The following is an 8525-nucleotide window of genomic DNA, read 5'->3' as shown; positions in this document are numbered from 1 at the left end:
AAAATGTGGATAAAAGTCATAAACTAATTCTTTATCCACAGGAAACATATCAAAATCTTATCAAAAAAAGATTATAATATCAAGTGTTACATCGACTTATCCACAAACATATACTTAACCACATTGGACTTTAAAAGTAAAGTTGAATATGTGATTTAGGATGTGAATAACTATAGAATAAGTTAAATCTGATTTATGATTATCCACAAAAATCTGTGAATAAATGTGGATAAGTGGATATCTTTCTTTCAATCTGTTCTTAGAAACAGGTTGATTTTAGACGTCGCTTTTGATATACTTCAATAGTTACTGTAAATCACTAGACGAAATTCGATAGATGAAATATAAATTAATGGAGGTGTTTTTAGTGGTAAAACGTACTTATCAACCAAATAAACGTAAACATAGTAAAGTTCATGGATTCCGTGCACGTATGAGCACAAAAAACGGCCGTAACGTATTAGCGCGTCGTCGTCGTAAAGGTAGAAAAGTATTATCAGCATAAGATCACTGAACAATTCAGTGGTCTTTTTTATTTTGTTTAAAACAGGTCTGTATTCTAGTATAATGAATAAAAGTATCTATTTAGTGATAGAAGTTGGTGTATCGTGGAAAAAGCATATCGAATCAAAAAAAATGATGATTTTCAAAAAGTTTATAAACAAGGTAAGTCCGTTGCTAATAAACAATTTATCATCTATAGACTAAGAAATCAGGAAAATGAGCATTTTAGATTAGGCATTTCAGTGTCAAAAAAAATTGGAAATGCTGTGACACGTAATCGTATAAAAAGAGCGATTAGAGAAAGTTTTACGCGCCATAAACAAGATATCATTAAAGATGATTTTATTGTTATTGCCAGAAACCCTTCAAAAGATATGACAGTTGAAGAGATTCATAAGAGTCTGGAGCATGTCATGAAGATTGCGAAAGGTTTTAATAAAAGAATCAGTTAATCTAATGATGGAGGTATGCCTGTGTTAGAGAAAAATTATATAGCCGGTACTGTTGAACTTGCGATTCAACAAGGACTTGATGAATTAAATCTGCAAGAAAAACAAGTAAAGATTGATGTTATTCACCCAGGAAAGAAAGGCTTTTTTGGTATTGGCAAAGCTGATGCAGAAGTGAAACTTACTGTAATTGATCCTGAATTAAAGAAGCTTTCTACTATTGAAGCAGTTAAAAATAGAAGTGAATACATAACTCAGGAAACAGAAGAACAAACGATTAAGACTGAACGCGTGCAACATGAACAATCGGACGATAAAAAGGTTATTGATACTGATGTAGTTATAATTGCTACTACTGAAAAAGAGTCGCTATCAAAACAACAAGCAAAAACAGATGCACTGAATCAAACTGAAAAATATATCACGGCTATTATTCAGGAAATGGGTATTAATACTTCTGCTACAAGCAGCTTTAAGAATAATAGTGAAGTTGTAATTAATTTGGAATCAAATGACGCTGGACGAATTATCGGAAAGCGCGGACAAGTATTAAATAGTCTGCAGTTGCTTGCTCAAAATTATTATAACCATATTGAAAAAGGTTATATGACTGTGACGCTGGATATCGAGAATTACCGTGAGAAACGTAAAGAAACGTTACAAAATCTCGCATTAAATATGTCAAAAAAAGCAGTTGCTACACGTAAACCGGTAAAGTTTGAACCTATGCCGAATTATGAGCGAAAAATTATGCATCAAATATTGACCAATATCGAGAATATCGAAACATATTCAGAAGGTCGCGAACCTCACCGTTATTTAGTCATTAAAGCACGTTAATTCTATAACTCTGACTAACTCTAAAAACATTAAGTTTTTAGAGTTAATCTGTTTATTTAAAGCAAAAGTGTTTTCATTTTTAACATTTCAAACTACAATCAACAAATGGACATTTAAAGGAGGATCAATGTATGGAATTCGACACAATTTCAAGTATTTCAACACCAATGGGAGAAGGGGCCATTGCTATCGTTAGACTTTCTGGAGATGAAGCGATAAATATTGCAGACAAGATATATAAAGGTAAGCATAAATTAATCAATGTTGATTCACACACGATAAATTACGGCCATATTATTGATCCTGAGACAAATGACGTTGTTGAAGAAGTAATGGTGGCAGTAATGCGTGCACCTAGAACCTATACAAGAGAAGATATTGTTGAAATCAATTGTCATGGTGGTATTATGACGGTTAATCGTGTACTAGAACTAACATTATCGAATGGTGCAAAGTTAGCTGAGCCAGGAGAATTTACAAAACGTGCATTTTTGAACGGTCGTATTGATTTATCTCAAGCAGAAGCGACAATGGATTTTATTCGTTCTAAAACAGATCGTGCCTCAAAAGTTGCAATGCAGCAAATTGAAGGTCGACTTAGCACACTTATTAAAGGATTGCGTCAATCAATCCTGGAAATTCTAGCACAAGTAGAAGTTAATATTGATTATCCTGAATATGATGACGTAGAAGAAGCTACGAATCAATTTCTATTAGCAGAAGCTGAGAAGATAAAGACGAGCATTGAGTCTTTATTACAAACTGGTACGCAAGGTAAAATCTTACGTGAAGGATTATCAACAGTTATCGTTGGTAAACCTAATGTAGGTAAATCATCAATGTTAAATAATTTAATTCAAGATAATAAAGCAATAGTTACGGAAATCGCAGGAACAACACGTGATGTATTAGAGGAATATGTAAACGTACGCGGCGTACCTTTACGTTTAGTAGATACGGCAGGTATTCGTGAAACAGACGATATTGTAGAAAAGATTGGTGTTGAACGTAGTCGCGAGGCTTTAAGCAAAGCTGATTTAATTCTTTACGTATTAAATTATAATGAAGCATTAACAGAAAGTGATTATCAGCTTGCTGAAGTCATTAAAAATGAAGATGTTATCGTTATTATTAACAAAACAGATTTATCACAAGCATTAGACATTGAAGCGGTGAAACAAATGGTTGGTGTAAATACACCAATTGTGATGACATCGATGGTTGACCAAAGTGGTATAGAACAGTTAGAAGAAAAGATTCGTGATCTATTCTTTGAAGGTACAGTATCGAATCAAGATATGACGTATGTTTCAAATGCACGACACATTAGTTTATTAAAAGACGCTAAACAATCAATCAGTGATGCTATTATGGCTGCTGAAAGTGGCGTGCCAATAGATATGATTCAAATTGATTTAATAAAAACTTGGGAATTGCTTGGAGAAGTGATTGGAGAGTCTGTTGCAGACGGCTTAATCGATCAGTTATTTAGCCAGTTCTGTTTAGGAAAATAAGGAGGAAACATTTTGGAACAAAGATATGATGTAATTGTTGTTGGTGCCGGTCATGCAGGTGTTGAAGCGGGACTCGCTGCAGCGAGAAAAGATGCAAAGACTTTAATGCTAACAATTAATTTGGACTCAGTCGCTTTTATGCCATGTAATCCATCGGTAGGTGGACCAGCAAAAGGGATTGTTGTTCGAGAAATAGATGCTTTAGGTGGCCAAATGGCTAAAACAATCGACAAAACGCATATTCAAATGCGTATGTTAAACACTGGTAAAGGTCCTGCAGTGCGTGCATTACGTGCTCAAGCAGATAAAGTACTTTACCAACAAGAAATGAAGGATGTTATTGAGAATACGGACAACCTAGATATTATGCAAGGTATGGTTGAGCGTTTAATTATAGAAGACGATAAAGTAAAAGGTGTCGAAACAATTATTGGTACAACGTATTATGCAGATGCTGTTGTATTAACAACAGGGACATTCTTACGTGGAGAAATTATTTTAGGTAACATTAAATATTCTTCAGGACCAAATCACCAAATGCCATCAATCACATTAGCAGATCACTTACGTGAAATTGGGTTTGATATTGTGCGCTTTAAAACGGGAACACCACCTCGTGTGAATGGCAATACAATTGATTATTCTAAAACTGAAATTCAGCCTGGTGATGAAGTACCACGTGCATTCAGTTACGAAACGACTGAGTTCATCTTAGATCAGTTACCTTGCTGGTTAACATATACGAATGCTGCAACACATAAAGTGATTGATGATAATTTACATTTATCAGCGATGTATTCAGGCATGATTAAAGGAACAGGTCCACGTTATTGCCCGTCGATTGAAGATAAATTCGTGCGCTTCAATGATAAACCACGTCACCAAATCTTCTTAGAGCCGGAAGGACGCAATACGAAAGAAGTCTATGTACAAGGCTTATCTACAAGTTTACCTGAGCATGTGCAACTTCAAATGTTACAATCCATTCCTGGGCTAGAAAAAGCAGACATGATGCGTGCGGGTTATGCGATTGAGTATGATGCAATCGTTCCTACACAATTATGGCCAACACTTGAAACGAAAAAGATAGATGGCTTATTTACTGCGGGACAAATTAACGGAACGAGTGGATATGAAGAAGCGGCAGGTCAAGGTTTGATGGCTGGTATTAATGCTGCAGCAAAAGTATTAAATCACGAACCGTTAATTTTAGGGCGTCACGAAGCATACATTGGTGTATTAATCGATGACTTAGTAACGAAAGGTACAAATGAACCATATCGACTACTTACAAGTCGTGCAGAACATCGTTTATTATTACGTCATGATAATGCTGATTTACGCTTAACGGAAATCGGGAAAGAAATTGGTTTGATAGATGAAGCGCGTTATGCTAAATTTATTGCAAAGAAAGCTGCTATTTCCGAGGAAATAAAACGTTTAACTGATACGCGCATTAAACCAAATGCGTTGACACAAAGTATGATTGCATCGCGTGGTGGAACTGCTTTAAAAGATGGTATTTTAGCGATTGATTTATTACGTCGTCCTGAAATGGATTATAATTCAGTTGTGTCACTTATTGACAGTGATATTACAGTGGATGAAGCAGTAGCTGAACAAGTAGAAATCCAGACGAAATACGAAGGTTACATTCAAAAGTCATTACAACAAGTTGAAAAAGTAAAACGTATGGAAAATAAAAAAATTCCAGAAAATATTGATTATGATGATATTCATTCATTAGCGACAGAAGCTCGTCAGAAATTAAAGGAAGTTAAACCTTTAAGTATTGCTCAGGCTTCAAGAATTTCAGGTGTGAATCCTGCAGATATTTCAATTTTATTAGTCTATATTGAACAGGGAAAAATTAAAAGGGTGAACTAGATGAACGAGATGCAATTCGTACAAAAATTACAGGAAAAAGGCTTTACTATCACTGAAAAACAACAAAAACAATTTGCAATTTACTATGAAACTTTAGTAGAGTGGAATAAGCTAATGAATTTAACTGCTGTAACTGAAAAAGAAGAAGTATATTTAAAGCACTTTTTTGATTCAATTACACCAAGTTTCTATTATGATTTTACGAAGGTTCAATCCATTTGTGATGTTGGTGCAGGTGCTGGATTTCCAAGCATACCATTAAAAATTATGTTCCCTCATCTTGAAGTGACAATCGTTGATTCATTAAATAAACGCATCAACTTCTTAAATCATTTAAGTGCAGAACTTGATTTGACGAACGTTCGATTTATTCATGATCGTGCTGAAACGTTTGGTAAGAGTGAGTACCGTGAATCATTTGATGTTGTAACAGCACGCGCAGTTGCTCGTCTTTCAGTACTTAGTGAATTATGTCTACCTCTTGTTAAAAAAGGTGGTCATTTTATAGCGTTAAAAGGTGCCCAAGGTGAAATAGAAGTTGAAGAAGGTTTATTTGCAATTTCAATTTTAGGTGGAGAAGTCATTCATAATCATCCTTTAACGCTACCAGAAGAAGATAGTATGCGTTATATTTTAGATATTGAAAAGAAACGTCAAACACCTAAAAAATATCCACGCAAACCAGGCACACCGAATAAAGAGCCTTTATTAAAGTAAGATATTAAATTGTTATCGTATTTTGAAGTGAAAGTGAGTCGATTGATATGAAAAAACCCTTTTCTAAATTATTTGGACTAAAAGATAAAGAAGAAGATGTTGAAGTACAACGTCAGAACGGTAATGTCGTTACAGTTCCAGTAGAACGCATTGTACCGAACAGATATCAACCAAGACAAATTTTTGATGAAGAAAAGATTAAAGAATTAGCAGAATCCATTCGTTCATATGGTTTATTACAACCTATCGTTGTACGTCCAATTGAAGAAGGTATGTATGAAATTATTGCCGGAGAAAGACGTTTCCGTGCATTAAAGTTCAATGGCACTGCTGAAACAGAAGTAATTGTTAAACAAATGAATGACAAAGAAACTGCTGCGATTGCTTTAATCGAAAATATTCAACGTGAAAATTTATCAGCTGTTGAAGAAGCGGAAGCTTATAAGAAGTTATTAGACTTAGATGGTATTACGCAACAGGATCTTGCGACAAGTTTAGGTAAAAGCCAGTCGTTTATTGCGAATAAGTTAAGACTATTACGCTTATCTCAACCGATTTTAGATGCATTGAGCAAGCAGCAAATTACAGAACGACATGCCAGAGCATTGCTTGCATTAGATGAAGTTGGACAAAAAAAGATGCTGGACATTATTAAAAGCCAAAATTTAAATGTGAAGCAGACAGAAGAACGTGTTAAGCGTATGTTGGGTGGAGAAGATGTGAAACCTAAACGTATTGGCTTTACGAGAGATTTAAAGCTTGCATTCAATACAATCGGTGAAAGTTTAAAAGCAGTTGAGAAAAGCGGCGTAAAAGTAAAACGTAAAGATACCGAGTATGAAAATTTCTATGAAATTTCTATAAAAGTATTTAAGAATGATATGAATCAATAAAGTGGATGATACTTTCATCCGCTTTTTTCTGTTCACGGATTGTCTGTGCAGAAATTCGATAAAATTGTTATAATCGTTACTATATGAAAAACATGAGTAGGAGAGAATATTGATGACAAAAATATTGGCCATCGCAAACCAAAAAGGTGGAGTTGGTAAGACGACAACATCAGTTAACTTAAGTGCTGCATTAGCGGAACTTGGTAAAAAAGTTTTATTAGTAGATACTGATCCTCAAGGTAATGCCACGAGTGGTGTTGGTGTAGATAAGAATAACGTAGAAAATTCAGTGTACGACATGCTTGTTGAAGATGTAAATATCAATAAATGTGTTTTAGAAACAGCGGTTGAAAACTTATATATCATTCCAGCTAATATTGCATTAGCTGGAGCTGAAATTGAGTTAGTTTCTGCGATGAGCAGAGAAGTACGTTTAAAATATGCATTTAAAGAGTTAGATACTGATTTTGATTATATCATCATTGATTGCCCACCTTCATTAGGTTTACTCACAATCAATTCATTTACTGCAGCGAATGGAATCGTAATCCCTGTACAATGTGAATACTATGCGCTAGAAGGTTTGAGTCAATTACTGAATACAATTCGTTTAGTACAACGCCATTTAAATCAATCGCTTGAAATTGAAGGTGTATTATTAACGATGCTGGATGCACGTACGAATTTAGGTAATGACGTGATTGCAGAAGTAAAAGACCACTTTGGTGAAAAAGTATACGATACGATTATTCCGCGTAATGTCCGATTATCAGAAGCACCTTCTCACGGGCAACCGATCAATGTATACGATGCCCGTTCAACGGGAGCTAAGACTTATAAGAGCTTAGCTGAGGAGGTTGTACGCCATGGCTAGAGGTTTAGGTAAAGGATTAGGAAGGGGCTTAGATGCACTTTTCCAGGAAAACCAGCAGGATGAATTAGTAGAAGATATCAGTCTTTCAGAATTACGACCAAATCCATATCAGCCGCGTCATGAATTTGATGAGCAGGCATTGAACGAATTAAGTGAATCGATTAAGGTGCATGGTGTACTGCAACCTATCGTTGTACGTAAGTCAGTGAAAGGTTATGACATTGTTGTAGGTGAAAGACGTTTTAGAGCGAGTAAATTAGCAGGTAAAGTAAAGATTCCGGCAATCGTTAAGCAATTAACTGATACACAAATGATGGAACTTGCGGTGATTGAGAATTTACAGCGTGAAGATTTAAATCCACTGGAGGAAGCGAAGAGCTATCAATTTCTAATGGATAAATTGAATTTAACACAAGCTGAAACAGCAGATCGTTTAGGTAAATCAAGACCGTATATTGCGAATATGCTGCGTCTTATGAATTTACCACAGGCGGTTAAAGATTTAATTGATCAAAAGAAAATTTCAGGCGGACATGGACGTACATTACTTGGACTAAAATCAGAAGAAGAAATGATTTCAGTTGCTAAAAAAGTAATCGCTGAATCGATGAGCGTACGTGAACTAGAAAAATATATTAAAGATTTAAATCATACAGAAGCTAAGCCGAAGAAAGAAAAGAAAAAACCAGTGTTTCTTGTGAAACATGAAGAAAACTTAAAGCGTCATTTAGGAACAAAAGTTGAAATTTCTAAATCACGTAAAAAAGGAAAAATTGCAATAGAGTTTACTTCTGAAGAAGAGTTTAATCGTCTTATTGCATTGTTAGAGAATACACAGTAGGTGAAT

The 8525-nt window shown here is 34.9% G+C and carries 9 protein-coding genes; all 9 read left to right on the top strand.

Translation table 11 applies throughout. From position 1 onward, the window contains the following. Window positions 1-367 precede the first annotated feature (367 nt). The gene (gene rpmH / locus KFV12_RS13255) at window positions 368-505 is read left to right on the top strand and encodes a 50S ribosomal protein L34 (RefSeq protein WP_041636245.1); all 138 of its coding nucleotides are present in this window, start codon (window positions 368-370) and stop codon (window positions 503-505) included. Between the two features lie 103 nt (window positions 506-608). Beyond that, complete coding sequence (gene rnpA, locus KFV12_RS13250; RefSeq protein WP_111716958.1) at window positions 609-956, top strand: ribonuclease P protein component; 348 nt, start codon at window positions 609-611, stop codon at window positions 954-956. 21 nt (window positions 957-977) lie between these two features. Beyond that, entirely contained in the window at window positions 978-1793 is an 816-nt protein-coding gene (gene jag, locus KFV12_RS13245; RefSeq protein ID WP_254256952.1) for an RNA-binding cell elongation regulator Jag/EloR, read from the top strand. Between the two features lie 131 nt (window positions 1794-1924). Beyond that, on the top strand, window positions 1925-3307 hold the full coding sequence (gene mnmE / locus KFV12_RS13240) for a tRNA uridine-5-carboxymethylaminomethyl(34) synthesis GTPase MnmE (RefSeq protein ID WP_111716962.1): 1383 nt from the start codon (window positions 1925-1927) through the stop codon (window positions 3305-3307). 12 nt (window positions 3308-3319) lie between these two features. After that, the gene (mnmG, locus tag KFV12_RS13235; RefSeq protein ID WP_254256951.1) at window positions 3320-5194 is read left to right on the top strand and encodes a tRNA uridine-5-carboxymethylaminomethyl(34) synthesis enzyme MnmG; all 1875 of its coding nucleotides are present in this window, start codon (window positions 3320-3322) and stop codon (window positions 5192-5194) included. After that, the gene (rsmG, locus tag KFV12_RS13230; RefSeq protein ID WP_254256950.1) at window positions 5195-5911 is read left to right on the top strand and encodes a 16S rRNA (guanine(527)-N(7))-methyltransferase RsmG; all 717 of its coding nucleotides are present in this window, start codon (window positions 5195-5197) and stop codon (window positions 5909-5911) included. It begins immediately after the preceding gene. Between the two features lie 47 nt (window positions 5912-5958). Then, window positions 5959-6804 (top strand): nucleoid occlusion protein, encoded by an 846-nt coding sequence (gene noc / locus KFV12_RS13225; protein ID WP_111716967.1) that lies wholly within the window; start codon window positions 5959-5961, stop codon window positions 6802-6804. A 112-nt stretch (window positions 6805-6916) separates the two neighbouring features. Next, window positions 6917-7678, top strand: a complete 762-nt coding sequence (locus tag KFV12_RS13220) for a ParA family protein (RefSeq protein ID WP_111716969.1) — start codon at window positions 6917-6919, stop codon at window positions 7676-7678. After that, complete coding sequence (locus tag KFV12_RS13215) at window positions 7671-8519, top strand: ParB/RepB/Spo0J family partition protein (protein WP_239242225.1); 849 nt, start codon at window positions 7671-7673, stop codon at window positions 8517-8519. Before KFV12_RS13220 ends, KFV12_RS13215 begins: the two co-directional genes overlap by 8 nt. Window positions 8520-8525: the final 6 nt, after the last annotated feature.

It is taken from the genome of Macrococcus epidermidis (genome assembly GCF_024205965.1).
Lineage (GTDB): Bacteria > Bacillota > Bacilli > Staphylococcales > Staphylococcaceae > Macrococcoides > Macrococcoides epidermidis.
Note: the sequence above shows the minus strand (reverse complement) of the source record. Positions and strands in the feature narration are given on the sequence as shown.